Annotated in this window: 23 protein-coding genes; 2 read left to right on the top strand and 21 right to left on the bottom strand. The window is 70.9% G+C overall.

Annotated features, from left to right (window positions below):
- Positions 1-115 precede the first annotated feature (115 nt).
- Positions 116-2,194: a neutral/alkaline ceramidase gene (locus tag OV427_RS39265; protein WP_267861356.1), complete on the bottom strand. Its 2,079-nt coding sequence runs from the start codon at positions 2,192-2,194 to the stop codon at positions 116-118.
- Positions 2,195-2,323: 129 nt separating this feature from the next.
- Complete coding sequence (locus OV427_RS39260; protein WP_267861355.1) at positions 2,324-3,883, bottom strand: Ig-like domain-containing protein; 1,560 nt, start codon at positions 3,881-3,883, stop codon at positions 2,324-2,326.
- Positions 3,884-4,391: 508 nt separating this feature from the next.
- Here OV427_RS39260 and OV427_RS39255 point away from each other — a divergent pair.
- Together OV427_RS39255 and OV427_RS39250 are read left to right on the top strand one after the other, a co-directional pair.
- Positions 4,392-7,259: a SusC/RagA family TonB-linked outer membrane protein gene (locus OV427_RS39255; RefSeq protein ID WP_324290077.1), complete on the top strand. Its 2,868-nt coding sequence runs from the start codon at positions 4,392-4,394 to the stop codon at positions 7,257-7,259.
- Between the two features lie 10 nt (positions 7,260-7,269).
- Complete coding sequence (locus OV427_RS39250; protein WP_267863543.1) at positions 7,270-8,673, top strand: RagB/SusD family nutrient uptake outer membrane protein; 1,404 nt, start codon at positions 7,270-7,272, stop codon at positions 8,671-8,673.
- Positions 8,674-8,685: 12 nt separating this feature from the next.
- Here the strand turns inward: OV427_RS39250 and OV427_RS39245 are convergent, their stop codons facing one another.
- The 19 genes from OV427_RS39245 to nrdR form a co-directional block, all read right to left on the bottom strand.
- On the bottom strand, positions 8,686-9,462 hold the full coding sequence (locus tag OV427_RS39245) for an HpcH/HpaI aldolase family protein (protein ID WP_267861353.1): 777 nt from the start codon (positions 9,460-9,462) through the stop codon (positions 8,686-8,688).
- A 121-nt stretch (positions 9,463-9,583) separates the two neighbouring features.
- On the bottom strand, positions 9,584-10,471 hold the full coding sequence (locus OV427_RS39240; RefSeq protein ID WP_267861352.1) for an NAD(P)-dependent oxidoreductase: 888 nt from the start codon (positions 10,469-10,471) through the stop codon (positions 9,584-9,586).
- 94 nt (positions 10,472-10,565) lie between these two features.
- Complete coding sequence (locus OV427_RS39235; RefSeq protein ID WP_267861351.1) at positions 10,566-12,293, bottom strand: putative ABC exporter domain-containing protein; 1,728 nt, start codon at positions 12,291-12,293, stop codon at positions 10,566-10,568.
- Positions 12,290-13,051: an ABC transporter ATP-binding protein gene (locus tag OV427_RS39230; protein WP_267861350.1), complete on the bottom strand. Its 762-nt coding sequence runs from the start codon at positions 13,049-13,051 to the stop codon at positions 12,290-12,292. The genes OV427_RS39235 and OV427_RS39230 overlap by 4 nt, the downstream gene beginning before the upstream one ends.
- A gap of 14 nt (positions 13,052-13,065) precedes the next feature.
- Positions 13,066-13,446: a response regulator gene (locus OV427_RS39225; RefSeq protein WP_164001372.1), complete on the bottom strand. Its 381-nt coding sequence runs from the start codon at positions 13,444-13,446 to the stop codon at positions 13,066-13,068.
- Between the two features lie 229 nt (positions 13,447-13,675).
- Positions 13,676-14,713, bottom strand: a complete 1,038-nt coding sequence (gene cheB / locus OV427_RS39220; RefSeq protein WP_164001369.1) for a chemotaxis-specific protein-glutamate methyltransferase CheB — start codon at positions 14,711-14,713, stop codon at positions 13,676-13,678.
- Positions 14,710-15,591: a CheR family methyltransferase gene (locus OV427_RS39215; RefSeq protein WP_267861349.1), complete on the bottom strand. Its 882-nt coding sequence runs from the start codon at positions 15,589-15,591 to the stop codon at positions 14,710-14,712. The genes cheB and OV427_RS39215 overlap by 4 nt, the downstream gene beginning before the upstream one ends.
- Before the next feature lie 11 nt (positions 15,592-15,602).
- The gene (locus tag OV427_RS39210; RefSeq protein WP_267861348.1) at positions 15,603-17,579 is read right to left on the bottom strand and encodes a HEAT repeat domain-containing protein; all 1,977 of its coding nucleotides are present in this window, start codon (positions 17,577-17,579) and stop codon (positions 15,603-15,605) included.
- The gene (locus OV427_RS39205) at positions 17,576-17,977 is read right to left on the bottom strand and encodes a hypothetical protein (protein ID WP_267861347.1); all 402 of its coding nucleotides are present in this window, start codon (positions 17,975-17,977) and stop codon (positions 17,576-17,578) included. The genes OV427_RS39210 and OV427_RS39205 overlap by 4 nt, the downstream gene beginning before the upstream one ends.
- Positions 17,974-18,498 carry a chemotaxis protein CheW gene (locus tag OV427_RS39200; RefSeq protein ID WP_267861346.1) on the bottom strand — a complete coding sequence of 175 codons (525 nt, stop codon included), beginning with the start codon at positions 18,496-18,498 and terminating at the stop codon, positions 17,974-17,976. Before OV427_RS39200 ends, OV427_RS39205 begins: the two co-directional genes overlap by 4 nt.
- Positions 18,495-19,061, bottom strand: coding sequence for a chemotaxis protein CheW (locus OV427_RS39195; protein ID WP_267861345.1), 567 nt, complete (start codon positions 19,059-19,061; stop codon positions 18,495-18,497). The genes OV427_RS39200 and OV427_RS39195 overlap by 4 nt, the downstream gene beginning before the upstream one ends.
- Before the next feature lie 43 nt (positions 19,062-19,104).
- Positions 19,105-21,456, bottom strand: coding sequence for a chemotaxis protein CheA (locus tag OV427_RS39190; RefSeq protein ID WP_267861344.1), 2,352 nt, complete (start codon positions 21,454-21,456; stop codon positions 19,105-19,107).
- Complete coding sequence (locus OV427_RS39185) at positions 21,453-21,827, bottom strand: response regulator (protein WP_164001359.1); 375 nt, start codon at positions 21,825-21,827, stop codon at positions 21,453-21,455. Before OV427_RS39185 ends, OV427_RS39190 begins: the two co-directional genes overlap by 4 nt.
- A gap of 55 nt (positions 21,828-21,882) precedes the next feature.
- Positions 21,883-22,374, bottom strand: a complete 492-nt coding sequence (locus OV427_RS39180) for a M17 family peptidase N-terminal domain-containing protein (RefSeq protein ID WP_267861343.1) — start codon at positions 22,372-22,374, stop codon at positions 21,883-21,885.
- Between the two features lie 44 nt (positions 22,375-22,418).
- Entirely contained in the window at positions 22,419-22,838 is a 420-nt protein-coding gene (gene nusB / locus OV427_RS39175) for a transcription antitermination factor NusB (protein ID WP_267861342.1), read from the bottom strand.
- Positions 22,839-22,841: 3 nt separating this feature from the next.
- Positions 22,842-23,345 (bottom strand): 6,7-dimethyl-8-ribityllumazine synthase, encoded by a 504-nt coding sequence (ribH, locus tag OV427_RS39170; RefSeq protein WP_267861341.1) that lies wholly within the window; start codon positions 23,343-23,345, stop codon positions 22,842-22,844.
- 39 nt (positions 23,346-23,384) lie between these two features.
- Positions 23,385-24,047: a riboflavin synthase gene (locus OV427_RS39165; RefSeq protein ID WP_267861340.1), complete on the bottom strand. Its 663-nt coding sequence runs from the start codon at positions 24,045-24,047 to the stop codon at positions 23,385-23,387.
- A 40-nt stretch (positions 24,048-24,087) separates the two neighbouring features.
- On the bottom strand, positions 24,088-25,251 hold the full coding sequence (gene ribD, locus OV427_RS39160; protein ID WP_267861339.1) for a bifunctional diaminohydroxyphosphoribosylaminopyrimidine deaminase/5-amino-6-(5-phosphoribosylamino)uracil reductase RibD: 1,164 nt from the start codon (positions 25,249-25,251) through the stop codon (positions 24,088-24,090).
- Positions 25,252-25,260: 9 nt separating this feature from the next.
- Positions 25,261-25,758, bottom strand: a complete 498-nt coding sequence (gene nrdR, locus OV427_RS39155; protein WP_267861338.1) for a transcriptional regulator NrdR — start codon at positions 25,756-25,758, stop codon at positions 25,261-25,263.
- Position 25,759: the final 1 nt, after the last annotated feature.

The following is a 25,759-nucleotide window of genomic DNA, read 5'->3' as shown; positions in this document are numbered from 1 at the left end:
GGAAAACCCCTGGGCGCGGGCACTTGTGTCGTGCCCGCCCCCGGGTGAGCCCGCTCCGTCTCTCAGCGGGCAGAGGGCCTCGGGTGCGAGGCCCCGGGCTGCCCTCCCCGCGCCGTCAATTCACCGTGAACTCGCGCGAGTAGCCCGTGTAGGCGCGGATGAGCCCGTCCCAGCCAGACTTCCAGTCACCGTCATGGCGGATGCGGTAGGTGCCCGGCACGGCATCCGTGGGAATCTTCCACTCCACCGTCACGTGCGAGCACGCGAACGTCGGCACGCAGTTGTTGCGCTCCCACCGGTACTTCGTCTCCCAGTCCCAGTCATTGGCCACCGTCACCCAGGACGTGCCGGACTTGCGCTGCACCTGGAGGAAGCTGCCCTGCCGCCGCAGGTTGTTCTTCGGGTGGCCGCCCCAGAACTTCACGCTCACCGTCGCGCCGCGCGTGTACGACGCGAGCGCGTTGGTGACGACGCTGCCGAAGCTCACCGACAGCAGCTTGTCGTCGAACACCACGCCCGTCTGCACCGTCGTCTGGTCATTGCGCAAATCCCGGGGCGTGGGGCCCGCGGGGACGGACGCGCCGTTGCGCAGCGCGGCCGCCAGCTTGTCCGCTTCCTGCTGCACCGCCGCGAGCTGCCACGGGCCGAAGTGCGTGGAGGCCCCCTCGTAGTCCTGCTTCGCGTACTCCTCGCGCGTGGCCAGGTAGCCCGCATACGCGTTGGACAGGCCGGCAATCACCACCGTATCCACGCCCAGCGACGCGAGCTGCGCCTGCACCGTCTTGCGCAACCGCCGGCCCGCCATGGTGGTCATCTCGAAGGGCACCGCCACCAGCGCCACGTTGCCCACCGTCACCACCTGGAGCGGCAGCACCTCCGGCGTCCACGGGTACGGCTGCATGGTGCCCATCTCCAGCACGACGGGCTTCTCCCCCTGGCACGGCGTGGTGGTGACCGCGCAGGAGATGGCACTCCAGAGGTCATGGATGTCCTCGCACGTGGCGCCCTCGCTGCCGTAGCCCGGGCCGTCCTCGGCGCCGGCCAGCATGGAGATGCCGATGGCGGCCTCGCACGTGGTGCGCGCCACGCCATCCGTGTACGCGGGCGCCACCTGCACCTCGTCCATCTTCACGTAGGCGTGGCGGTAGTCCACCGCGCCCGTCAGCGACGCCGCCGCGCCGTCATACAGCGCGCGGGCCAGGTCGTACTGCTTGCGCCCGGACAGCTCCGTGCTCTCGAAGTCGTTGGCGCCGCCCCCATTGGTGCCGCCGTAGATGTTGGGCGTCACGTCGCCCTCGTTGCTCTGGGCGAAGGCCGCGACGAACGTCTTGGCGGCCGTGTAGTTGGTGCCCTTGAGCTTCTCGAAGAGGTAGGACGCGTAGCCCTTGTTGTCGCCGCTGATGAGCAGGTTGTCGTTGCCCATGGACGTGGCGTGGACGGCGAACCAGTTGATGAGCCCCACCTCCTGCCCCGTGCTGGATTGCAGGCGCAGCAGCGTCATCTGCTTGTCGGTGTCTTGGCCGAACTGCCCGCGCTCCGTGGACGGGTTGCGCAGATATGCCTCGGGCGAGCGGTTGATGCTGGTGTTGAGCAGATCGCCCGACGCGATGCGCACCGTGCCCGCAGTGAGGTTGCCGTGCGCGCGGACGATGGACTGGTAGATGCCGTCGACGATGGCTTCGAAGTTCTGCTTGTCGTAGCCGAGGATGGTCAGGTTGTAGAGCGCGTAGTGCGAGAAGCCGCCCGGCCCGCTGTGCGTGTGCGTGGCGCTCAGCACCACGTTGTCATCCGAGTACGTGCTCCCGTACGTGGCCTTCAGCCGTTCCACCACCTGCTGCTTGACGCCCTGGCCGACGAAGCCCGCGTCCGCGCTCACGAAGGCCACGCGCTTGCCGTTGCACGGCGAGGCGATGACGAACGCCCGCGAGCGCAGGCGCTGGTGGATGCCCGCCGTCTTCTGCTCCAGCATCGCGTAGCCCATCATCCCCAACTCCGCCGCGGGGCCGGTGATGTCGTAGATGCCCGCGCCCACCTGGAAGGACGTGTTGCCCGCGCACGGGCCGGTGAGCGCGGGCTGCTCCACGGACGCCATGGAAGGCGGAGCCCGCCCCGGCTCCGCGACTTCGGCACCACATGCGCCCAGCACCAGCGCGAGGACCCAGAGACACGACGGACGGGCGAGACAGGCTTGCATGCGCAACACTCCTCCTCGGAAAGCCGGGATTCTCGCCGGAATCCCCGGGAGTGTTGCCAGTCATGCGATGGGGAAGGACCGCCGGACGACATAGAACGGTCCTCCCCCGAGTCGCTCGGGACACGGGCCCTATGGACACCCGGGGCCGGCGACAGTCACCTCCACGTTCTGCAGCCGGCCCTGCCCCTGGGCGTTGTAGGCGGCGGCCGTCAGGGTCCTCCGCCCGCACTTCGAGCCGGGGATGGAGACGCCGAACAGCTTCTCCGCGATGCGCATGTGCGTCGGCTTCAGCACGGGGTTGTCTCGCGCGCCCTGGGGCCGGCCGTACGTGTACAGCGTGAGGGCGACGACGCGCGGGTCATTCGCGGCCAGGTGGTAGTAGGGCGTGAGCTGCAAATCCCTCAGGTTGTCGAGGTTCGTCCACGTGCCATTGCGCGTGTCGGACTGCACCACCAGCACGATGAGCTTGCTCGTGGGCACGCGCTGCTTCGCCTCGGTGACGCGGGAAACGAGGTAACTGGTGTTGCCCTGGCTGATGGGGTGGCCCGGGCCGTCGACGAAGGCCTCGATGCCCACGAAGTCCAGGCCGGTGGCGAAGATGGCGTCGAGCGTGCGTACCTGGTCGATGCTGTAGACGTTGCCCATGGGCCGCGCGGCGAGCCCTCGCGCGCTCAGCCTCGCCCGCAGGTCCAGGATTCGCGCCTCCGTCTCGGCGCGGCTCCAGTCGGGCCCCGAGGCCAGTTCGATGCGCGCGACGTGGCTCCAGTACGGCGCGACGAGGTCCAACACCGCATCCAGCGGCGTCACCCGTCCCGGCGTCTGCTCCTGCAGGTTGAGGTTGAGCTGGATGTTCCAGCCCTCGGCGGCGGCGGACGCCACCGCGCCCTGCATCAGCGGCAGCCACACCGCGTCCGGCGCGGTGCTGTCCGGCTCGTAGCCACGCCGCGCCCACGCGTAATACAGGTTGGTGTAGCCGGACACCTCCGAACGGAAGTTCCCATAGCGACCGTCCGCGAAGTAGTAACCCAGTTGCATCGCGTGGTTCGGCGCCGGCAACGGGTTGACGGCCGGGTTCCACGGGAAGCTGTAGGCGCCCCCGCTCTGCGTCGCAAGGTAGACGCCGTCGACGTAGAACTCGACGAAGCGCGTGTCGGGGCTGACCTGCACCTGCACGTCCACCGGCCCCGTCACCGTGCTCTCGTCGGCGGGCGCGACAATCCGCACCGAGGGCGGCGCCGGAGGGCCCGGCACGGTGAAGTAGAGGTCCTGTGAGTAGGGCCCCGGGCCACAGGGGCTCTCGCCCTTCACCTTCCACCGGAGCAGCACGCCTCCGGGCAGGTCACTCGTGGGCGTGAAGGACGTCTGCGTCAGGTTCGTCTGCCGGACGATGATGTTCTCCGCGGGGTCGAGGACATAGAGCGTGTACGAGGTGGCTCCGCTCACCGCCGTCCACGAGAAGGTGGGCCGGGCCGTGCCGACGAAGTCATGGGGCCAGTGGCCCACCGGCGGCTGCGTCGGCGGACACTGGGCGAGCGGTAACGACGCCACGCTGCGCCATGGGAGCGAACCCGCACTGGCCGGCGCGGACACGGTCAGTGCCAGGAGCACCGCGACGACGCACGGATGGATGGTGGATGTACAGAGACGCCGCGCGCCCAGGGGCGCGCGCGCGGTGAGGGAGGCAGGCATCGAGGATTCTCCGGTGGGGCACGTCGAACGCCCCGAGCCTTTGGGGAACCGCGGCACGGTTTGTGATAACGCGCCTCGACTTGCTGGGGCCCCCAATGAACGCCCTACCGGATGGGTGGGTCTGCGCTGCCTCTGTGTTTCAAACGCGCATGTCTCACCGGGGCGGAGAATTCCTGTCCCTCTGTTGCAACAAGAGCGGCAGGCAAGTTCCTGAAATCCCGATATGTCGTTGACTCGGAAGCGTTCAGCCGGGGACGATTCAAGTCCACGGCATCCTTCAGGGGGGGCCGTTCAAACGCAGAGACGTGAGGACCGAATGACGCTGAGAAGGGCGTTGATTCCGGGGTGCGTAATTGCACTCTTTTCGTTGGAAACCATGGCGCAGGACGCGGCGCCGGCTCCCGAACCCCAGCCCGCGGCGCAGGCTCCCGCGACTCCAGCGCCGGAGCCGGCGGCAGCCAGCCCGGCGGCGCCCGCTCCCGTGTCGCAGCCGCCAGCGGTGCAGGTGGTGGCGGGCCGCACCATCAAGGGCCGCGTGGCGGACCGCCTGACGGACGAAGGGCTGCCCCTGGTGCGCGTCATCATCAAGGGCACCACCCAGGGCGTGGAGACGGAGCTGGACGGCTCCTTCTCCCTGCCCAACGTGCCGCAGGGTCCGGTGACGCTGCTGTTCTCCAGCCAGGACTACGGCGAGCGCGAGGTGAAGGTCGGCGCCAACCAGCGCGAGCTCACCGTGCAGCTCGACAACGTCTTCTCCGAGGAGATGGTCGTCGTCGGCCGCGCCTCCGAGGTTGCGCGTAAGAACCTGGCCAACTCGGTGGCCTCGGTGAACGCCGAGGACCTCAACCGCGCTCCCGCGCAGACGGTGGACGGTGCGCTGCAGGGCAAGGTGGCCGGCGCCAACATCCAGAGCAACTCCGGCGCTCCGGGCGGCGGTATGCAGATGCGCCTGCGCGGCGTGTCCACCATCAACGGCTCCACGCAGCCGCTGTACGTCATCGACGGCGTGCTCGTCAGCGACGTGGCGATTGCGTCCGGTATCTACACCGTGACGGACTCGGTGACGGGCTCCAACCCGTCGCCCACGCAGGACAACCAGGTCAACCGCATCGCGGACATCAACCCCAACGACATCGAGAGCATCGAGGTCCTCAAGGGTGCTTCCGCCGCCGCCATCTACGGCTCCAAGGCCGCCAACGGCGTGGTCATCATCAACACCAAGCGCGGCCGCGAGGGCGCGCCCAAGGTCGACATCACCCAGCGCCTCGGCTTCTACTCGCTGGCCAACAAGCTGGGCACCCGCCGCTTCGAGACGGTGGAAGAGGTCATCGACACCTTCGGTGAGGACGCGGCCCAGTACTACGTGCCCGGCCGCACGTATGACCAGGAGTCCGCGCTCGCGGGCCGTCGCGACCTGTCCTCGGAGACGCTGGCCAGCATCAGCGGCGCGTCGGGCACCTTGAAGTACTTCGCCTCCGCCATGGTGAAGAACGACGAGGGCATCATCGCCAACACCGGCTACGAGAAGCAGTCGTTCCGGCTCAACCTGGGTCAGACGCTCGGCGATGCCGTCGAGTTGAACGTCTCCACCAACCTGCTCCACACGCTGGGGCAGCGCGGCCTGACGAACAACGACAACCAGACCATCACGTACTACATGACGATGCCGTACGCGCCGGAGTTCCTGAACCTCCAGGCGGACTCGTCCGGCGTGTACCCGACGAACCCCTTCCTGGGGAACGGGGCCAACCCGCTGCAGACGGCCGCGCTCGTGAAGAACGACGAGGACGTGTGGCGCTTCATCGGCGCGGGTGATGCCACCATCAACCTGCTGAAGACGGAGGAGAACCACCTGCGCATCCTCGCCAACGCCGGCGTGGACCGCTTCCAGCAGGAGAACCAGGTGGTCTTCCCGCCCGAGCTCAACTTCGAGCCGGTGGACGACACCTTCCCGGGCACGTCGCTGTTCGGCACCAGCCAGGTGCGCAACATCAACAGCGGCCTCAACCTGGTGCACACGTACCGGCCCGCGTCGAAGTTCCTCGTCTCCACCACCTCCGGTGGTGTGCAGCTCGAGGAGCGCAGCGTCAACTCGGTGTACGTCATCAGCGAGAACCTGAACGCCGGCCAGCCGAACGTGGACTCCGGCACCGTGGTGAGCGTGCGGCAGGACCGCCAGCTCATCCGGGACCGCGGCTACTACGTGCAGGAGGAGATGCTCCTCCTGGACGAGCGGCTCACCCTCGTGGGCGCCATCCGCGGCGAGCAGAGCAGCGCGAACGGCAACGAGAACGCGCTGTACTTCTACCCGAAGCTGGCGACCGCCTACCGCATCCCCTCGTTCCACCCCAAGGTGAACGAGTTCAAGGTGCGCGTGGCCTACGGTGAGACGGGCAACCAGCCCCGGTACGGCATGAAGTTCAACAGCCTGCCGACCATCAACAACATCCAGGGCAACCCGGGCCTCCTCGGCTCCGGCATCGCCGGCGATCCGACCATCAAGCCCGAGCGTCAGCGCGAAATCGAGGCGGGCATCGACGGCCTCTTCTTCGGCGGCGACGTGGTGGCGGAGCTGACGTTCTACCAGCGCACCATCAGCGACCTCATCCTGCAGCGCACCCTGCCTCCCTCCACCGGCTTCACCACGCAGATCTTCAACGGTGGCTCGCTGCGCAACCGCGGCATCGAGGCCATGGTGCAGGTGACGCCCATCCGCGGCGCCTTCGAGTGGACGAGCTCCGCGACGTTCGCGCTCAACCGCAGCATGGTGACGGACCTGCCGGTGCCCGCGTTCCTCACGGGCGGCTTCGGCACGGGCCTGGGCGCCTTCCGCATCGAGCAGGGCGCGTCGGCGACGCAGATTGTCGGCAACGTCCGGGACGCGGACGGCAACCTGTCGGTGAAGAAGCTCGGCGACACCGAGCCGGACTTCATCATGGGCTTCTCCAACAACCTCAAGTACCAGGACTTCACCCTGTCGTTCCTGTTCCACTGGCAGCAGGGCAGCGACATCATCAACCTGACCCGGTTCCTCTATGACGCCGCGGGCACGTCCGAGGACTTCGAGACGGCCGGCCGCCAGCGCCTGACGGACCGCCGCGGCAACGCGGGCATCTACATCGAGGACGCCACCTTCGTGAAGCTGCGCGAGGTGACGCTCACCTACAACCTGCCCAAGAAGTGGGTGTCCGCGATTCCGAAGGTGCAGAACGCCCGGCTCAGCCTGAGCGGCCGCAACCTGCTCACCTTCACGAGCTACTCGGGTCTGGATCCGGAAGTGAGCAACTTCGGCAACCAGGCCATCGCTCGCAATATCGACGTCGCCCCGTTCCCCCCCAGCCGCAGCTTCTGGACGTCGCTCGACGTCGGGTTCTAAGGCCATGAACATGCATTTGACGAAGAAGACAGTGGTGGCGCTGTGCGCCGTGCTGGGCCTGGGCGGCTGCGGCAGCCTGGACGTCGACGACCTGGACAACGTCAGCCTCGATGACTTCCGGGACAACCCGACGAAGTCGCGCGTCCTGACCGCGGCCACGGGTCTCATCATCGGGAACCGGGTCGGCCTGGCGGCGCAGAACGGCTACGTGGCCGAGCTGGGCGTCATCGGCCGCGAGGCGTTCATCTTCGACCCGGCGGAGCCCCGCCCGGTGGAGGAGCTGCTCGGCCCGGCGCTGGACCCGGGCGGCCCGGCGTTCGGCGGCAACTTCTGGACGAACCCGTACGCCAACATCCGCAACGCCAACACGCTGCTGGCGGCGATGGAGAAGCTGCCGTCGACGAGCGTGTCGGACGCCGAGAAGGAGGCCATCCGCGGCTACGCGAAGACGTTCCAGGCGCTGGACTTCCTGGTCGTCATCAACACGCGTGACACGAATGGCGCCGCCATCGACGTGGACAAGCCCCTGACGGAGCTGGCCTCCATCGAGAGCAAGGAGAAGGTGTTCGAGCACATCGCCGGACTGCTCGACCAGGCCGCGGCGCACCTGACGGCCGCGGGCAAGGTGGCCTTCCCGTTCCGCCTGACCACCGGGTTCGAGGGTGACCCGAGCACCCCGACGGACGACTTCACCACCGCGGACGCGTTCCTGAAGTTCAACCGCGGGCTGAAGGCGCGGGTCGCGGTGTACCAGGGCCACTACGACGATGCGCTGACGGCGCTGAGCCAGTCGTTCATCGACGCCAGCATCCCGGCGGACGACGGCGCGAAGGGCGCGGCCCTCACCTCGCTGAACCGTGGCGTCTACCACGTGTTCCGCGCGGCCTCGGGTGACCTGGACAACAACCTGCTCAGCACGACCATCTTCGCGCACCCGTCCATCGTGACGGACGCGGAGAACCAGGCGAACAGCAGCGTGGATGACCGCGTGTCGCGCAAGACGAAGAAGCTGGAGAAGCCCGCCACCGCGGCGGACGGCAAGCTGTCCACGGACCTGGCCTTCACGCTGTACCCCAGCGCGGAGTCGCCGGTGCCCATCATCCGCAACGAGGAGCTCATCCTCCTGCGCGCGGAGGCCAACATCGGCCTGGGCAACATCGGCCCGGCGGCGGATGACATCAACTACATCCGCACCCGCTCCGGCCGGCTCGCGGCCCGCACGGACATCACCGCGGCCAACGCCGTGGACGAGCTCTTGAAGCAGAAGCGGTACTCGCTCCTGTTCGAGGGTGGCCACCGGTGGATCGACCTGCGCCGCTACAACAAGCTGGACACGCTCCCCCGCGAGCTGGACCCCAGCTTCGCACCGCACGAGCGCTTCCCCATCCCCGCCGCGGAGACGGACGCCCGCTAGCAGTCCGCGGAACTACTGCTTGGTGAGCTCCAGGCGCATGTTTTCCAAGTGCGCCTGGAGTGAGCGGAACGCCAGGCTCCGGTCGTCGCCCACGAGCAGGGCGGCGACCCCTTCCCGCTGCCACCGCTCCGCCTCTCCCGGGAGGCGGGGCGTGGCGCAGTAGGGCACCCCGTTGCGACGACAGGCCCCGGCCACGCGCTGGATGGCCGCCTGCACGTCCGGGTGCTCCACCTTCCCCGGCACCCCGTACGACTGCGACAGGGCCACGGCGCCCTCCATCACCAGGTCGAGGCCCTCGACGGTGACGATGGAGTCGAGCGCCTCCACCGCCGCGCGGTCTTCGATGCTCACCACCACCAACAGCTGACGGTTGGCGCGCGCCACGTACTCCGGCAGCCGCAGCCGTCCGAAGCCCGTGGGCCGCCCGTCACCGAGGCTCCGGTCTCCCTTGGGGTGGAAGCGCGTGGCCCTCACGACGACCTCCGCCTCCTCCCGGCTGCGCACGCGCACCACCACACCCAACGCCCCCGCGTCCAACGCGCGGAGGATGGCGTCCGGCGCGGGCGAGGGCACGCGGACCAGCGGGGTGACACCACCGCACTCCGCGGCCCGGAGCAGGTGCTCCAGCAGCTCCGGGCCCACGGGCGCGTGCTCCTGGTCGAGGATGACGAAGTCGTAGCCCGCGTACCCCACCATCTCCACCAGCGACGGCAGCGGCAGCGCGCTCACCAGCCCCAGCGCGAGCGCCCCGCCGTGGATGGACTTCCTGAGCCGGTTCTCCGTCAGCATCGGTCCCCTCCCCTGACACAGGAGAACACGACGGGCGCTCGCGCGCGCAATACATAGACGCATTCATCGCTCACGGCGACGTCCTCGGGCTTACAGAGGCTTGCGTCCGCGGCGCCCCAGGTCAGCGCTTCTTCAAGCCCGAGCGCTCCGCCACGAGCGCCCCCAGCGCGGACCAGTCCAGGTCACCGTGTCCCTGCGCGACGCCGCCGAGGTACTGGTCCCTCAGGAGGCTCGCCAGGGGCATGGGCACCTCGGCGCCGCGGCCGGCGTCCAGCACCAGCCCCACGTCCTTGAGGCCCAGCTTCATGGGGAAGCCCGCGGGGGAGTACTTCTCCTCGGCGATGAGCTGCGCGTAGCGCTCGAAGATGGGCGAGCGCGCGAAGACGGACTGGAAGACCTCCAGGAAGACCTTCGGCTCGATGCCGGACTTGCGCGTGAGGGCGAAGGCCTCGCCGAGCGCCTCCATCATGGACGCGATGAGGAAGTTGCCCGACAGCTTCACCACGTTGGCGGCGGAGGGCTTCTCGCCCAGCACGGTGAGGCCGCGCCCCACGGCCTCCAGCAGCGGCCGGCAACGCTCCACGTCCGCCTTCGGGCCGGCGGTGACGACCCAGAGCTGCTTCGCGTCCGCGGCCTCGGGACGGCCGAACACCGGCGCGGCCACGTAGCCCTGCCCCGCGCTCGCGTGGGCCTCCGTCAGGCGTTCGGAGAGGGCCACGGAGATGGTGCTCGACGAGACGTGGATGGCGCCCTTCCCCAGCCCCACGTGCACGCCGTCCTTCCCGAGGATGGCGTCCTGCACGGCGCGGTCGTCCGCGAGCATGCTGAAGACCACTTCCGCGCCGCGCGCGGCTTCGGCGGGAGTGCTGGCCACGCGCGCGCCCTTCTCGCGCAGCGGCCCGGCCTTGGCCTGCGTGCGGTTCCACACCGACAGCTCGTGCCCCGCCGCCAGCAGGTTCTTCGCCATGGGCAGGCCCATGTTGCCCAGTCCAATGAATCCAACCTTCATGCGTGCATCCTCCCCGGTCGCGGCTCGGATAATCCGCGCGCGGGGGAACGGCGAGCGAAAGCACGCGAGCGTCCACGAGCCGACGGCGGGCGCCCTACTCCGGTCGGTCCTCGGACACGTCCAGGCGCTCGAAGGCACGGCCCAGAGCCACGACGCCCAGCCACACCTCCCCCACCAGCACGCCCGCCGCGGCCAGGGCCGCCGGGGGGACGGTCCACGGCCCCAGCACGGAGTACAGCGGCAGCCCCACCAGCAGCGCCGCCAGCGTCGCCGGCACCAGCCCCGCCAGCGTCACCACCAGCGTACCCAGCAGCGTCAGCAACCGCTGGCCCATGGCCTCCAGGCCGCGCACCCGCGTGCCCGTGTCCGCCGGCACCCACGCGGGGAACAGCACCACCGCCGCGTTCTGCACGAAGAGGCCCGCCAGCGACAGGGAGGGCAGGAGCACCACCAGCGACAGCGCCACGGGCCACCACCAGTCGCTCAGCAGCGACGCTTCCGTTCCCGGCCCCATCAACAGCGCCACCGCCAGCAGCGCGAGCTGGAAGGCGCCCAGCGACAGTGCGGACGCCAGCAATTCCGCGCCCACCACCTGCCGCCCCGTCAATGGCAGGGTCCGCAGCAGGTCCAGCTTCGGCAGGTCCATCCGCAGGTCCATGCGGAAGGCGCTCGGGCCCACCACCGTCAGCATCACCGCCAGCGTCATCGCCAGGGGCCCCACCACCTCCCGCGTGTCCGTGAAGAGGCGCGCATCCCCCATCATCGCGGCGATGGCGCCGCCGAACACGATGAAGAGGACGAAGCTCACCACGCCACCCGCCATGCGCTTGCGGGCCACGAGGTTCTTCCAGACGAGCGCCACCTCCGGCCGCCCACGCGCCGCCAGCCGGAAGGGCGGCTTGCGCAGGGTGAAGGTGCCCGTCCGCGCCCGCTGCCCCGACGCGCGCAGCGCCCGCTCCCGGGCGCGCGACTCCGCCCGCACCACCGCCGTCTCCTCGAAGGGCACCTCCACCAGCATCACCCAGCCATAGTGCGTCACGGCCAGCGCCAGCACCGGAGGCAGCGCACGGAGGAAGCCACCGACGTCCCCCGCCAGCGACGGCCCCACCAGCAGCCGCCCCGGCCACAGCACCGCGTCCAGGCCCGGCGACGCCACCAGCACCTGCAGCCACGTGCGCAAATCTCTCGACGAGGAGACCTCCTCCGGGAAGGGATGCGCGCGAAGGGCTCCGAGCACCGCCAGGGCCACGGCCACCAGCACCAGCGTCACCCCGCCCCAGCGCACCACCAGGCCCCAGCCGCCACGGGCCGCCAGCCGCGTGCGCGTGAAGGACGCCGCCGTCGTGTGCAGGTACAGCGTCCCCAGCGCCAGGCTGGCGCCCAGGAAGAAGAGCACCGGCGTGCCGCTCACCACCCGGCCGATGAACACCGTGGCGAACAGCGCGCCCACCGTCGCCCCCAGCAGGCCGCGCACCAGCTTGTAGTGCAGCAGCGCGCGCCGCGTGACGGGCGCGGGGAACAGCTGCACCACCTCCGTCTCCGAGAAGGTCAGCGACGGCTGGTCCCTCCCCAGCACCCACGCGGCGAACACCGTCCCCAGCGCCGAGCCCACCAGCGACAGCTCCGCGAACAGCCTCGCGCTCCCGGACATGCCCCCCAGCCCCCGGACGCCCAGGCCCCGGGCGAGGACGGAGTACAGGTATACCAGCCCCACCAGCGCGCCCAGCAGGTAGCGCGGCCGCCGCAGCCGCGCGAGCTGCCGCCACACGCGGTTGCGCAGCGACACGGTCCACAGGAACAGCACCGCGCGCGGAAAGCTCACGGCGAGGGCGTCCCGGGCTCCGCCGCCGCGCTGGTGATGCGGATGAAGAGCTCCTCCAGCGACGCGCCCTCCGCCTCCGGGCCGCTGAGCCGCGCGCGAATCTCCGGCAGCGTGCCCAGCGCCACCGCCCGGCCGCCGGCAATCACCAGGAGGCGGTGACACAACTCCTCCACCAGCGGCAGCAGGTGCGAGGACAGCACCAGCGCCGCGCCCTCCTCCGCCCGGCGCCGCAGCGAGGCCTTCATCCGCCGGATGCCGATGGGGTCCAGTCCCGTGAGCGGCTCGTCCAGCAGGATGAGCTTCGGCGAGTGCAGGAAGCCGCAGGCGATGGACAGCTTCTGCTTCATGCCTCGCGACAGCTCGCCCGGCAGCGACTTCTCCTTGCCGGACAGCTCCATCTCCTCCAGCAGCGCCCGGCCGCGCGCCTCCCAGTCCTCCACCCCGTAGAGCCGCGCGGTGAAGTTCAGGTGCTCCCACACGGTGAGGTACTCGAAGAAGCGCGGCTCGTCCGGGAGGAAGGCCAGCGCGCGCTTCGCCTCCACCGTCTGCTGTCTCAGGTCGTGCCCCGCCACCACGACGCGACCCGCGCTGGGAGGCAGGATGCCCGCGAGGCACCGCAGGGTGGACGTCTTCCCCGCGCCGTTGGGCCCCACCAGGCCGAGCACCTCGCCCGGAGCCACCGCGAAGGAGAGCCCTCTCACGGCCTTCACGTCGCCGTAGACCTTCTCCAGCCCGTCCACTTCCAGAACGGCATCCATTCGCGGGGCGGCCCTCAGTCCAGCTTCAGCACGTCCCGAACGGTATCCATCACCACCTTCGCCTGCACGGGTTTCACCAGGTACGCGCTGGCTCCCAGCTTCATCGCCCGCTCGCGGTCCGCCGCCGCGCTCTCCGTGGTGATGACGACGATGGGCACGTGCCGGTGGTCCGTCGCCCGGCGGATGTGGCTGATGAGCTTGAGCCCGTCCATCAGCGGCATGTTGATGTCCGTCAGCACCACGTCGAACTGGCCCTGTGTCAGCTTCTTCAGTCCGTCCGCCCCGTCCTGGGCCTCCGTGCAGACCATGCCGCTGATGCGCTGCAGGGCGTACATGATGCTGCGCCGCATCGCCTGCGAGTCGTCCACCACCAGCGCTCGGATCTGCTGCGTCATGACCCCAGAAGACTACCACCCGGGCCATTCGGCCACGGCGAGGAAGCACCAGCCCCGCGGGGAGCCCTGTCCGCCAGCCCGATTTCCAGAGCCCTGTCAGGCCTTCCGGCCGACACTCCCCGAACCGTGTCCGGCCCTCCGGCCGACACTCCCTGCTTCGATTCCGGACTTCCGGGAGACACTCCGGGTTCCAGGACTTTCGCCACTCCGTTGAAAAAGTGGCGGGCCGCTACCGCTTGCGCTTGGCCAGGGCCGCCAGCGCGGGGCCCATCTCCCCCAGCCGCAGCACCCGCTTCACCGCTCCGGTGGCGATGGCCTCGCCCGGCATGCCGAACACGACCGCCGTCTCCTCGGACTCGGCCCAGACCTCGCCGCCCACGCGGGCCACCTCGCGCGCGCCCTCCGCGCCGTCCGCGCCCATGCCCGTCAGCACCACCGCGAGCGCGCGCGGACCGAGCACCTGCGCCACGCTGGTGAAGAGGCGGTCCACGCTCGGCGCGTACTTGTCCAGCGGCGTGGGCGGCGGCGTGTGCAGCTCCAGCTTCGTGCCGCGCTCGGCCACCACCATGTGCCGCCCGCCCGGGGCGATGTACACGTGCCCCGGCTGCACCACGTCTCCGTCGCACGCCTCCGTCACCGTGAAGGGGCCGATGCGGTCCAGTCGCTCGGCGAAGGCCCGCGTGAATTGCGAGGGCATGTGCTGGCTCACCAGCACGCACGGCGTCGGCTCCGAGGCCAGCCCTTCCAGCAGCCGCTGCACCGCGGGCGGCCCACCCGTGGACGCGCCCACCGCCACCACCAGCGGCAGTTCGCCCGCCACCGCCATGGCCCGCGCGCCCGGCGCCGCGTGCCGCTGGCCGGGCCGCACGTGCCGCGCCGCCCGCACCTTGTCGAGCAGCTCGTTGCGCAGCCCGTCCAGCGCCTCGCGCGTGCTTCGCGGCGGCTTGGCGATGAAGTCGAAGGCCCCCAGCTCCAGCGCCTTGAACACGTCCGACTTGTGCGAGTAGCTGGAGATGACGATGACGGGCGTGGGCACCGTGCGCATCAGCAGCCGCAGGAAGGTGTAGCCCCCCAGCTTCGGCATCTCCAAATCCAGCGTCACCACGTCCGGCTTCAGCTCCAGGACCTTCTTCAGCCCCTCCTCGCCGTCGGCAGCGCGGTCCAGCACGCGCACGTCGGGGGCGGACTCCAGCAGCGTGGTGAGGGTGTGGCGGTTGTGCGCCGAGTCGTCGATGACGAGCACGGAGATGGAGTCCTGCGCGCTCATCGCCCCTCCCCTCCCGCCAGGCCCGGCAGCTCCGGCCGGCGGTACACGAGGTCTCCGCGCAGGTGCACCAGCTCGAAGTCCGCGCCCAGGTTCAAGAGGTTCTCCGAGTGGCCCAGCAGCAGGTAGCCCCCGGGCACCAGCCTGTCCCGGACGATGCGCAGCACCCGGCGCCGCGCCGACTGGTCGAAGTAGATCATCACGTTGCGGCAGAAGACGACGTCCATGCGCGGCACCAGCTGGCTGCCCGTCTCGTCCAGCAGGTTGTGGTGGCCGAAGGACACCCAGGAGCGCACCTCGTCGCGCACGCGCACGCGGTTGTTGCCCGCCGGCAGGAAGTGGCGCTCCAGCAGGTCCGCGGACGTGGCGCGCAGCGCGGACGGCCCGTACTCCGCGCGCCGCGCCATGGTCAGCACGCGGCGGGAGATGTCCGTGCCGTACACCTCCACGTCCCAGTCGTCGAAGCGGCGGCTGTCCTTGAGGAGCATGGCCAGCGTGTAGGCCTCCTCTCCGGACGAGCACCCCGCCGACCACAGCCGCAGCCGCCGCGTGCGGCCGTTGCGCTTCTCCAGGAGCGGCAGCAACTCCTCACAGAAGGCCTTGAGCTGCGAGGGCTCGCGGAAGAAGTACGTCTCGTGCGTGGTGAGCGACTCGACGGCCGCCTCCAGCTCCGCGTGCCGCTGGGCGTCGTAGCGCAGGTAGCGATGGTAGGCGCCGAAGTCGGCCAACCCCAGCGCCTCCAGCCGGGGCCACAGCCGGCGCTCCATCACGAACTTCATGTCCTCGTGCACCAGGATGCCGCAGTGCGAGTACACGTGGTCCCTGAGGAGCCGGAACTCCTCCACCGTCATCTCCGGGCGTCCATCGTCGAAGCGAGCCACGCGGTCTCTCCTCAGCGCCGGGACAGGCGCTCCACCGCGTCGGAGAGGGTCTGCCGCGCCAGGGCGTCCGCTTCCGCCTCCAGCGCTCCACGGGCGGCGGCCAGACACTCCGGCCCGCCCGAATCTCCCAGCACCCGGGCCGCCGCCGCGCGCACGTCCCAGCGCGGGTGCCCCAGGAGCGATAACGCCAGGGCCACCCCTTGCTCGCTCACCGCGCCCGCGGACAGCGCCGCCTTCACCACCTCCGCGTCCGGGTGGCCCGCCGCTTCGCGCAGCATCCCGGGCACCGCCACGCCCAGCCGCGCCAGCGCGCGCACCGCCGCCACCGCCAGCGCGCCGTCCGGGTGTCGCACCAGCGCTTCCAGGTCACCGGCCCGGTCCGCCGCCCCGCACTCGCCCACCGCCTCCACCGCGGCCAGGCGCACGGCGGCGTCCTCGTCGTGCAGCGCGGGCCGCAGCAGCGCACCCGCCTCCGGGCCTCCCAGCCGGCCCATGGCACGCACCCCGACGGCACGCACCTGCACCGCCTCGTCCGCCAGCGCGGCGCGCGCCAGTTCGCGGCCCACCGTGCCATCCACCTCGCCCGCGGCCTCCACCGCCGCCGCGCGCCAGGTGGGCTCCGCGTCCCGGGCCAGTTGCCGCAGCGCGGGCAGCGCGGGCGCACCGCCCACGCGGGCCAGCGCCGCCACCGCCGCCGAGGTCGCCCGACTCGTCACCGCCGCTTCCAGCGCCGCCAGCACCGCCGCCCGGTTGCTGCCCGCCAGCACGCCCAGCGCCCGCGTCGCCGCGCCCGCGAGGGACGAATCCACCAGCAGGTCCACCAGCGGAGGCACGGCCTCCGGCGAGCGCGTGCGCCCCAGCGCCCGCACCACCACCGCGCGCAGGTCGTCCTCCGCCCACTCCAGCAGCGCGCACAGCGCCGTCACCGAGTCGGCGTCCACCAGGTCCACCAGCGCCTCGGCGGCGGCCGCCCGGGCCGGCGAGGACAGGTCCGCCATGTGGGCCAGCAGCGCGCGCCCGCCCTCCGGCCCCAGCCGGCCCAGCGTGTTCAGCACCTCGCGCAGCAGCCGGTCCTCCCGCGCGGCCTCCGCCACCGGCAGCGCCAGGGACGCCTCGCCCAGCGCCGCCGCGGACACCAGCGCGCCCGAGCGCACCGTCACGTCCTCGGCCTCCAGCGCCTGGGCCAGCCGCTCCGCCGCGTCCGGCAGGCGCCTCAGCGCCACGCGCACCACCGCCTCGATTTCGCCACGCCGCATCGGCTCCGCCAGCGCCACCTGCGTGCCCAGCGCGCCCAGCGCCGCCTCGCGCACCGAGCGCACCGCCGACGCCAGCCCCTGGCAGATGCGCTCCGTGGCCACCACCTGCGGCACCAGCCCCAGCACGCGGAAGGCGCTGCGCTGCAGCCTCGGGTCGTCCAGCAGCGACAGCACCACCGGCAACGGCGGCGGGCGGCGCAGGAGCGCGAGCCCCTCCAGCGCGGACAGTCGCAGGAGCGGCTCCGCGTCCGACAGCAGCCCCTCCAGCGCGCGCGCCGAGTGCTCACCGCCCACCCGCCCCAGCGCCTCCGACACGGACACCCGCACGTTGAGGTCCGGGTCCTCCAGCGCCCGCACCAGCGGCAGCTCCGCGGTGCGCTGCCCGAGCTGCCCGAGGATGTCCGCCGCGAACTTGCGCTGGTCCGGGTCCGGGTGCGCCAGCAGCACCACCAGCGGCCCCAGCGCCGCGCCGCCCAGGCCCGCCAGCGCCTCCGCCGCCGCGTTGCGCGCGCCCGTCTCCCCGCGCTCGCCCAGCACGCGGATGAGGCGCTCGGCCACCTCACGCGGGGAGGGCAGCCGCTTGAGGGCCTCGGCCGCCACGTGGCGCACACGCCAGCTCTCGTCGTGCAGCCCGATGACGAGAACCTCCAGGGCCCCCGCCGTCCGCGGGTCCAGCTCCTGGAGCGCGCGGTAGCGAGCCTCCTCCGCGGGGAACTCGGGCAGGTGGTTCATTCGAAGACCTGGTCGGACCCCACCTGCGTGTAGAACCAGATGGTGTAGATGCCCAGGGCCGTCCCGAGCGGGACGTTGGGAAGGGCGAGAACACCCATCACCAGCGCCAGCGTCCGAGACCACGGGCGGCGCTTCAGCAGGCCGATTCCGGTGATGATGCCCGGCAGCCCCATCAGGAAGAAGCAGCCGGTGACGCCCACGAGGACGGCCGTCACAAGAGTCCGCTCGTCCGCCGACGCGTGCTGCATCCCAAACTGGCCCATGGCCAGGCCGAAGGCACCGAACCCCAGCGCCACCAGGAGCGTGAGCGCGTTCATCACGATGAAGACGATGCCGAGAATGCGGCGGTGCCCTTCGAGCGACTGCCGGTCCATGCGTGCTCCGTCGTTCAGGCTCATTCGGGCCTCCGTGAGGACTCGCGCTCCAGCTCCGCGCGCAACAATGCCTTCAAATCCAGGAGCAGCCGGAGCCGCTCCGGCGGCCCGCATACGCCCACCACGAAGGGCGAGCGCCCCGCCACCACCAGCGCCGGCGCGGGCTTGATGTCACCCTTGCGCACGCGCAGCACCTCCGCCACCCGGTCCACCCGCACCGCCACGCGCCGCGTCCCCAGCCGGCACACCAGCAGCCGCGTCTTCGGCGTCTCCGGCGTCGCCTGCCCCAGCAACCGGCGCCGCAGGTCCACCACCGGCAGGATGATGCCCCGCAGGTGCAGCACGCCCTCCACGAAGGACGGCGCATGGGGGATGGGCGTGACGCGCTGGGGCGGGAGGATTTCCTCCACGCGCATGATGTCCAGCACGTACTCCTCGTTGCCCACGAAGAAGGCGCACAACTGCACCAGCGCGTCCGCCTCCTCGGCGGGAGCGTCCAGCACCGCGCGCGGCCGGCGCGCCAGGAGGTTGACCGGGTCCTTCATGAGGCAAGCGCCTGTTCCGGGTCGAGGAGGATGTAGAGCGTGGACCCCCGCCGGCCAATGCCGACCACGCAGTCCCTGTCCCCCGAGCGCAGCCCCGGCGGCGCCGCCTCCAGCATGGAGGGCTTCAGCTTCACCACGCCGGAGACACCGTCCACCCACACCCCGGCGGGGCCGGACTCCGTGCGCAGCACCAGGATGCGCGCGTCGCGCGGTGGCGGGGGCGCCTCGGGACCCGCGACGACGGGCGCGCGCTCCGCCAGCCTCAGCCGCACCTTGATGTCGTAGGCGGGCAGCAATTCACCCCGCAGGTTCATCACGCCGAGCAGGTGCGCCTCCGCGCGGGGAATCTCCGTCAGCGGGGGCACCTTGGAGATTTCCCGCACGACGCGGATGGGCACCGCGTAGCACTCGCCCTCCAGGCGGAACGCGAGGTACTCCTCCGGCACCTCTTCCGGGACGGACGCCTGCGTGCCGTCGCTGCCGGCGGCGAAGTCGTGCAGTCCGGCGACGTCCTCGTCCGGGCGGTAGAAGAAGTCGTCGAGTAGCTCTGCGAACCGGGACACGGCCACCGAGGATAGCAGCCAGCCGCCCCGGCCGCAGCGCGACTCAGGCCCGACGGCGCTCCACGGCCAGGCCCTCCTCCAGCAGCGCGGCCACGTCCAGCACCAGCACCGTGCGCCGGTTGCCCAGGTCCGTGGCGCCGGAGATGCCCCGGACGGACTGCAGCCGGCCCCCCAGGGGCTTGGTGACGATGTCCTGCTGGCCGTGCAATTCGTCCACGGCGATGCCCAGCCGCTCCTGCGCCAGCCCCACCACCACCACGAAGTAGCGATTCACCGGCCGCTCCGGCAGGGCGAACATCCGCGCCAGCCGCATGAAGGGCAGCGTCTGCCCGCGCAAATCCAACACCTCGCGCCGCTCCACGGTGCGGATGTCCTTGGGCTGCACGGAGAGGATTTCCAGCACGCTGTTGAGCGGCACCGCGTAGGTGCGGCCACTCACGCCCACCACCAACGCGCGGATGATGGCCAGGGTGACGGGCAGCGTGAGGTGGAAGGCGGTGCCCTTCCCGCGCTCGCTCCACACGTCGATGATGCCGGACAGATTGCCCAGGTTGTTCTTCACCACGTCCAGGCCCACGCCACGCCCGGACAGCTCGGACACGCTGCGCGCGGTGGAGAAGCCGGGCAGGAAGATGAGGTTGAGCAGCTCGCGCCGGCCCATCTCCGCCGCCTGGGAGAAGGTGATGAGGCCCCGGGTGAGCGCCACCTCGCGCACGCGCAGCTCGTCGATGCCGGCGCCGTCGTCGCTCACCTCGATGACGACGTGGTTGCCCTTCTGCTCGGCGCGCAGTGCCACCACCGCGCGCCGGGGCTTGCCGGCGGCCAGCCGCGCCTCGGGGGACTCCACGCCGTGGTCGATGGCGTTGCGGATGAGGTGCATCAGCGGGTCGCTCAGCTCCTCGACGATGAGCTTGTCCAGCTCCACCTCGCCGCCGCCGATGACGAACTCGATTTCCTTCCCCGCCTCGCGGGTGATGCGGCGCACCAGCCGGGCCAGCTTGTCGAAGACCTGGCCCACGGGGACCATGCGCGCCTCGAGCAGCCCCTCCTGGAGCGCCTCCAGCTTGCGCTCCAGGCCTCGCGTCTCGCGCGCCAGCTCCTGGCCGAACAGCTTGGACAGCGCCACCGCCCCGTCCTGCCGCGCGGACTCCGCCAGGCGCTGGAGGTTGGCCTTGATGAGCAGCAGCTCGCCCACCATGTTGATGAGCCCATCCAGCCGGCCGATGTCCACGCGCACCGTCTGCGTCAGCGAGCGCAGCGAGGTATCGCCCTCCGGACGCGCTGGCGAGGCGGTGCCCGTGGCGGGAGTCTCCATCACCACGGCCCGGGCCCGCTGCGCCCCGCCGGCCCCTTGCAGGTACGCCACCGACGCTCCGGGCGCGCCCGCTGGCGACTGAAGCGCGGACGGCGTCACCGGCACCAGCGCGTCGCCCGGGCCCGAGAAATCGGCTCCATCCGCGTCCGGCGCCGCCGGCAGCAGGGGCTGCTGGGCTCCCGTGGAGGCGGTGCCTGCCCGGGCGCCCTTCTTCTTCCCGCCCCGCTTCACCGGAGCCGAGGGCGCGTCCACGCGGGACAGCGACTGGCGGGTGGACGGAGGAGGCTCCACGGAGCGAGCCAGGGCCTGGGCGGCGGCGTGGGTGACCGCCGGGCGCACCACCAGCGGGGACAGCTCCGCGGGCGTGCCCTTCAACCCTGCCTCCAGCTCATCACCGGACGCCTGCGCGCCGAAGATGAGGTCGAAGGCGATGCCGTGCGCCCCACCGGGCCGCGCGGACGGCAGCGTGCTGATGACCTCGCCCATCGGCTTGAGGCGCGCGTTGAGGTCCGCCAGCCCCTTGTCGAAGTCGGACAGGTCGAACGCGGCACGCACCCGCCACAGCGACACGCCGCGCCGCACATTCTCGCGGAGGCGGTGCTCCTCATACTCGGTGAAGACGGAGCGCACCTGCGCGTCCAGCTCCAGCCGGTCCAGCGGGTCTTCGTCCACCGACACCGGCGGCGAGCCCAGCCCGGCCAGCCGTGCCGTCATGTCCTCCACGCGCCGGGAGAGTGGCTCGGACTCGGAGCCCCGTGCCGCCTCGGCCAGCAGGGCCTGGAAGGCGTCCAGCGCTTCGATCAGCGCGTCCAGCGCCGTGTCGTCCAGACGCAGCCGGCCCAGGCGGAGCCGGTCCAGCAGGTCTTCTGTCCCATGCGCCAGCCGGGAGATGCGCTCCTGGCCGAACAGCCCGGACAGCCCCTTGAGCGAGTGCGCCGCGCGGAAGATGCCGTTGACCAGCTCCGGGTCCGCCTCCTGGCCACGGCGCTCGTCGAGCACGAGCAGGTCCTTGCCCAGCGCGTCGAGGATTTCGGTCGCCTCGGCCACGAACTCGGCCAGGGCCTTGGAGCTGGGATTCACGGCAGCTTCAGGTAGCGCCGCAGGAGCTCTTCCAGGCTCCCGGGCAGGAAGGGTTTGACGAGGTACTCCGTCGCGCCCAGCGCCATGCCGCGGTCTCGGTCCTGCTCGCGCCCCTCGGTGGTGATGATGAACAGGGGCACGTCCCGGTAGTTGGGGTTCTTCTTGACGAAGTTGATGAGCTCCAGCCCGTTGATGTCGGGCATGTTGATGTCGGTGATGATGAGCTCGAACCGGTGGCGGGGCAGCAGCTTCAGCGCTTCGAAGCCGCTCGAGGTGACGATGGCCTCGATGCCCTCCACGGCCTCCACCATCGCGGCGATGTACTCGCGCGACGCCTTGGAGTCCTCGACAATCAAGACCTTGACACGCATGTGCGCTCGCCCCGGGCGGTACATGCTAACAGAACGCCTGCCCGGCCGCCGAGCGTCACCCCTTGCGGGCTGGTAGGAGCCGGACGAGCCCCTTGTCCACGAGGAGCGCCACCCGTCCACCCTTGAACGCCGGGAGGAAGCCCTTCTGGTAGGCCTCCGCCCGCGCGGCGTCCTCGGCCCGGCCCCCGAAGGGCACCTCCAGGGCCACCGAGTCCACCTTCGCCCGGCTCAGCACCCGGCCCGCGCCGGCCAGGGCCTCGCTCAGCGCGCCCGCGTCCAGCTTCTGCCGGGAGCCCAGCCCCACCACGAAGATGCGCGGCACGGGCAGCTTCCCGTCGGACGGCAAGAGGAGCCAGTCGTCCTTGGCCCCGGTGAAGAAGCCATTCTTCAACACCCGCGACAGGGCGCCGCACAGGCGCCAGTCCACGTAGCCGGCGGAGGACGGCAGGGGCCGGTCATCCTCGGCCACGAAGAGGCAGAGGGCATCCACCCCGCCGAGCGCGTCCAGGCCTTCCATCCCGATGTCGTGCGTCGTCGTCTGGCTCACGCGGGTGTCCCTCGCTGACGTCACCGGCTCACGGCTTCAACGGCTCACGGCTTGTTGAGCGCCACGGCCACGCGGTCCAGCAGGCCGTTGACGAAGGCGCTGGACTCCTCGGTGCCGAAGTTCTTCCCCAGCTCCACCGCCTCGTTGATGGTGACCTTGCGGGGGATGTCCGGGCGGTACTTCAGCTCGAAGATGCCCAGGCGCAGCACATTGCGGTCGATGCGGGACATGCGGTCCAGCCGCCAGTTGTGGCTGTGCCGTTCAATCAACTGGTCGATTTCCTCGCGGTGGCCCTGCACGCCCTCGACCAGCTCGCGGGCGAACTTCACCGCGTCCGGGTCTCGCTTGGCCTCCTCGGAGGCCGTCCATGCGGACTCCAGGGCCTCGGCCGCCGTCGCGGGGGCCATCTCCAACTGGTAGAGCGCCTGCAGCGCCCGCTCGCGTCCGGTTCTCCGCGCGCCCATGGATTAGCCCTTCCTTCCTTCCGTCGCCGCCAGCTTCGCGTACAGGTTGACCATCTCGATGCAGGCCAGCGTGGCCTCGGCGCCCTTGTTGCCCGCCTTCACGCCCGCCCGGTCGATGGCCTGCTCCACGGTATCGCACGTCAGCACGCCGAAGGTGACGGCCGTGGCCGGAGTGCCCGCCGCCGCACTGAAGGCCACCTGACCGATGCCCTTGGCGCACTCGCCCGCCACGTAGTCGAAGTGGGGGGTGCCGCCGCGGATGACGGCGCCCAGCGTAATCACGCCCGCGTACTGGCGGGACTCCGTCACCCGGCGCACCAGGCCGGGCAGCTCATAGGTGCCGGGGCAGCGGTACACGTCGATGTCCGCGTCCGCGACGCCATGGCGCACCAGGGTGTCCACGGCGCCCTTGGCCAGCTCCTCGGTGATGAAGCCGTTGAAGCGGGCCACGCAGATGGCGAAGCGCCCCTTGGGGGGAAGGTAGTCACCGTCGAAATAGCGAGGCATGCGGCGCTTCCTACACCACCCGCGCCCCGGCGTCGCGGGCTACGGCGTCCCGAAGCCCGCCGCCCGGACGGCCGCCGCCGTCAGCCCGCCACCGCCCCCGGGTGCCCCCTGCCCCCGCTGGAGGGCGAAGAGCCGGGCCACGTACTTGCCAATCTGGTCCGCCTCCAGGTTCACCCGGGCGCCCGCCGCCTTGGCCCGCAGGGTGGTGCGCTCCTGCGTCTCGGGGATGAGCTGCACGCTGAAGCGGTCCGCCTCCACCGTGTTGACGGTGAGGCTGATGCCGTCGATGGCCACCGAGCCCTTCTCGATGAAGAACGGGGCCAGCTCCTCCGGCAGCCGAAAACGCATCACCCACGAGCCGCCCTCGGGGAAGGTCTCCAGGACTTCACTGACGGCGTCCACATGGCCGGAGACCAGGTGCCCGCCCAGACGGTCGCCCAGCGCCAGGGCGCGCTCCAGATTCACGCGGTCGCCCGGCCGTACGGCGCCCAGGGTGGTGCGGCGGAGCGTCTCCGGCGCGGCCTGCACCTTGAAGGTGTCCCCGCTGCGCTCCACCACCGTGAGGCACGCGCCGTCGACGGCGATGGACTCGCCCAGGTCGAACTTCTCGGCGCCAAGAGAGGTGCGAATCCAGAGGTCCGTCATTCCGCCGGGGATGACGCGCTCCACCCTGCCCAGGTCCTGGATGAGTCCGGTGAACATGGGCGCCTTATAACTGGCGCCGGGACGGCTTGCCCGGGTCCTACAGCAGCGCCTGGAGCAGGACGTCGGCTCCGTGGCGCTCGAAGGTGAGGTCGCTCACGGACACGGCCTGGGCCATCTCCTTCACGCCCAGGTCTCCCGCCCACGACAGCCCGGGTGAGCCAATCAGCTTCGGCGCCAGGAACAGCGCCAGCGAGTCCGCCAGGTGCTCGCGCAGGAACGAGCCGTACATCTCCGCCCCACCCTCCACCAGCACGTGGTTGAGGCCACTCTTGGCGATGCGCTTCAGCAGTGCCTTCAAGTCCACCCGGCCCGCCTTCTGGCGCACCTGCCACACGTCCACGCCCTGGGCGAGGAAGCGCCGCGCCTTGCGGCCCTCCGGGTCCTCCAGCGTCGCAATCACGGTGCGCGCGGGGCTGCGCTGCGTGAAGACGGTGTAGCCCGGGGACAGGCGCAGGTGGCTGTCCACCACCACGCGCAGCGGGTCCTTCCCTCCGCCACCCGGCAGCCGCGTCGTGAGCTTCGGGTCGTCCTTCCGCACCGTGTTCGCGCCCACGAGGATGACGTCCACCGCGTCGCGCAGCCGGTGCACCCACGCGCGCGCCGGCTCGCCCGTCACCCAGCGCGAGTCACCCGTTGCCGTGGCCAGCTTCCCGTCCAGCGTCACCGCCGCCTTCAGCGTCACCCACGGCAGCCCGGAGCGCATCACCTTGAAGAAGGGCCGGTTCAGCGTGTCCGCCTCTTCCTGCAGGACGCCGGTGAGCACCTTCACCCCGCCGCGCCGCAGCCGCGCCACGCCCTTGCCGCTCACCTGGGGATTGGGGTCCGAGGACGCGCAGATGACCCGGCGCACCCCTGCCTCCAGAATCGCCAGGCTGCACGGCGGCGTGCGCCCGTAGTGGTCGCACGGCTCCAGCGTGGTGTAGAGGTCCGCGCCCTTCGCCTTCGAGCCCGCCGCCTCCAGCGCCACCACCTCCGCGTGCGCGGTGCCCGCCTTCTTGTGGTAGCCGCGGGCGATGATGCGCCCGCCCTTCACCAGCACCGCGCCCACCACCGGATTCGGACTGGTGCGGCCCATCCCCTTGGCCGCTTCCTCCAGGGCGATGCGCATGAAGAACTCGGCCACGGCGCGGTCGAAGTCCGCCGCCCGCTTTGCCCGGGGCGCCCTCGTTGCATCCATCCGTGCCCGCGTCAGCAGCCGCATGTGTCCTCTTTAACCGCCCGTCTCCGGCGGCGCCTTCGCCTTGCGCTCCCGCTCCTCGGACTCGAGCAGCGGCTTCAGCTCGTCCATGAACTCCGCGATGTCGCGGAAGCTCCGGTACACGGACGCGAAGCGAACGTACGCCACTTCATCCAGTTGCCGCAGCCGGCGCATGACCTCTTCGCCGATGACGGACGAGGGGACTTCCTTCTCGCCCATGCCCTGCAGCTGTCGCTCGATCGCGACCACCGTCTCCTCCAGCTGGTCGGCGGAGACGGGCCGCTTCTCGCACGCCTTCTTCAGGCCGCTGACAATCTTCTCGCGGTCGAAGACCTCGCGCCGCCCGTCCTTCTTCACGATGAGCGGGTGGAGCTCCTCCACCCGCTCATACGTGGTGAAGCGGCGCTTGCAGGCCAGGCACTCGCGGCGACGGCGGATGACCGAGCCCTCATGCGACTCGCGAGAGTCGATGACCTTGTTCTCGGCGTCCTGGCAGAAGGGGCAGCGCATG

This window comes from Pyxidicoccus sp. MSG2 (assembly GCF_026626705.1).
GTDB lineage: Bacteria > Myxococcota > Myxococcia > Myxococcales > Myxococcaceae > Myxococcus.
This window is presented reverse-complemented; position numbering and strand designations above follow the sequence as displayed.